The organism is Mucilaginibacter sp. P4_G9 (assembly GCF_056400985.1).
The window spans coordinates 1-1,741 of sequence record NZ_JBFUKF010000670.1 but is presented as its reverse complement, the minus strand read 5'-3'; the positions used below and the strand labels follow the sequence as shown (position 1 = coordinate 1,741).

Annotated in this window: 3 protein-coding genes and 1 pseudogene; 2 read left to right on the top strand and 2 right to left on the bottom strand. The window is 38.0% G+C overall.

Annotated elements, in window-relative coordinates:
* Positions 1 to 398, top strand: a 398-nt coding sequence (locus AC1DPZ_RS26580; RefSeq protein WP_477409172.1) for a hypothetical protein, incomplete at its 5' end; no start/stop codon positions are given.
* 22 nt (positions 399 to 420) lie between these two features.
* Here AC1DPZ_RS26580 and AC1DPZ_RS26575 read toward each other — a convergent pair.
* A complete protein-coding gene (locus tag AC1DPZ_RS26575; RefSeq protein ID WP_477409170.1) occupies positions 421 to 621 on the bottom strand; it encodes a helix-hairpin-helix domain-containing protein in 201 nt (66 codons plus the stop codon).
* An 82-nt stretch (positions 622 to 703) separates the two neighbouring features.
* Entirely contained in the window at positions 704 to 1,069 is a 366-nt protein-coding gene (locus AC1DPZ_RS26570; RefSeq protein WP_477409168.1) for a response regulator, read from the bottom strand.
* 212 nt (positions 1,070 to 1,281) lie between these two features.
* Between AC1DPZ_RS26570 and AC1DPZ_RS26565 the strand changes: the two are divergent.
* A pseudogene (locus AC1DPZ_RS26565) lies at positions 1,282 to 1,741 on the top strand (glycogen debranching protein GlgX); the annotation flags it as partial.

Sequence of the window (1,741 nt, the reverse complement as noted above, 5' to 3'; positions counted from 1 at the left end):
ATATAATATTAACCGCAATTGGATGCCTTACAGCATTCCCAATCATGAAAACCGGGCATTTGAGTGCCGGGCATGGTTTGGCAGTTATTGTTTTACTGTTGCTTCCTATGGGCGTATACGCCAAATCAATCCGCTTTTTTGGGAAGGGTGCAGAATATATTCAAACCATAGTAATGTCATCAACCCTGTTTTTTTCGATGATCCCTGCAATAATCGAAACCTTAACAAGGTTACCTATCAGTCATCCCCTGGCCGCCGACCCAAATGATCCGGTAGCGAAAATGGGGCTTCTGATCCTTGTCACGCTTTACATTGCAGGTGTATTATACCAAATTGTAAAAATAAGGTCAAAAAGAAAATCTACAGAAACACCAGGCAGTACCGTCACCTTGAGTTGATCCATCAATAAAGCAATTTTTTTTATTTAAAGGTGATGTTTTGATCGGCCATTGCAAGCTTAAGCATTTGCAACGCATTTTTACCTATGCCATGAAGCTGCATTAATTCAGTTTCTTTGAAGTTTGATAGTTGTTTAAGATGGGTGATACCCGCATTAACCAAAGCGCGTTGGGCAGGTTTTGCTAATTTATTAAACGGGTAAGCTTCTTTTTTTTCTTTCATGATGGTAAGAATTGATTAGACAAATTTAAATCTCTATCCCGTTTCAAAGAGGCATTAAATGCGATAACCTATTTCTTAAAAATTAAGCAACATGTTGTAAATAATGATCAACGAGGTTAGTTAGTTCTGTTGATTCAAATGGTTTGTTTAACCAGGCATCAGCACCGCAAACCTTTGCAATATCGGCGAGATTTGTATAGCCGGATATAAGTATAACCGGGATATGACTTGTCAACGGATGTTGCTTTATAGCTATGCATAGTTCGCTACCAAGGCCATCCTTTAGCCTATTGTCAACCAAAACAAGATCTGGCATTTGAAGGATCACACCTTTGATGGAGTTTTTATCAAGGGACGCAACGGCGATATACCCGTTTTCTCTTAGGATGATTTGTATTGCTTCAGACAAATCGGCATCGTCTTCCACAACAAATATTTTTTTGCTCATAGGTTTATTAACTGATATACAAATCTACACAGCATTATTTCAATTATCAATTATTAATTAACTTATTTAAACAAAAGGCAATAGTTAAATTCACGTTTTACATGATGATTATCAGTGTGTGTTAAACAAAATGCTGTATACAGCAAACAAATCCGCCTGATTTTAATTTAAGATGGTGTAATATGGAATTTAAATGCCCCTAATAATAACATATGAAAATTACAACATACCCCGGTAAATCATTCCCGCTCGGCGCTACATGGGACGGCGAGGGCGTTAACTTTACGCTATACTCCGAGAACGCTACCGCAGTTGATCTTTGCCTGTTTAATTCCCCTGAAGATGAAATTGAATCAGAAAAAATAAAGATCACCGAATACTCCGAACTAATATGGCATGTATACGTTGCTGATTTAAAACCCGGCCAACTATATGGTTACAAAGTAAGCGGCTCATTTGATCCCCAAAACGGCCACCRTTTTAATCCTAACAAATTATTGTTGGATCCATATGCAAAAGCAATTTCGGGCACTATCAATTGGGACGATTCATTATTTGGTTACGAAATTGGCAGTCCGGATGAAGATCTGAGCTTTAGCGAAACCGACAATGCGGGTTTTGTGCCAAAATCTGTAGTTATCGATCATAATTTTGATTGGGAAGGTGACACGT

What these genes read in the sequence shown, in the direction of transcription:
- AC1DPZ_RS26575 (WP_477409170.1), bottom strand. Translation starts at nt 621, where the DNA reads ATGAAAGAAAAAAAAGAAGCTTACCCGTTTAATAAATTAGCAAAACCT.
- AC1DPZ_RS26570 (WP_477409168.1), bottom strand. Translation starts at nt 1,069, where the DNA reads ATGAGCAAAAAAATATTTGTTGTGGAAGACGATGCCGATTTGTCTGAA.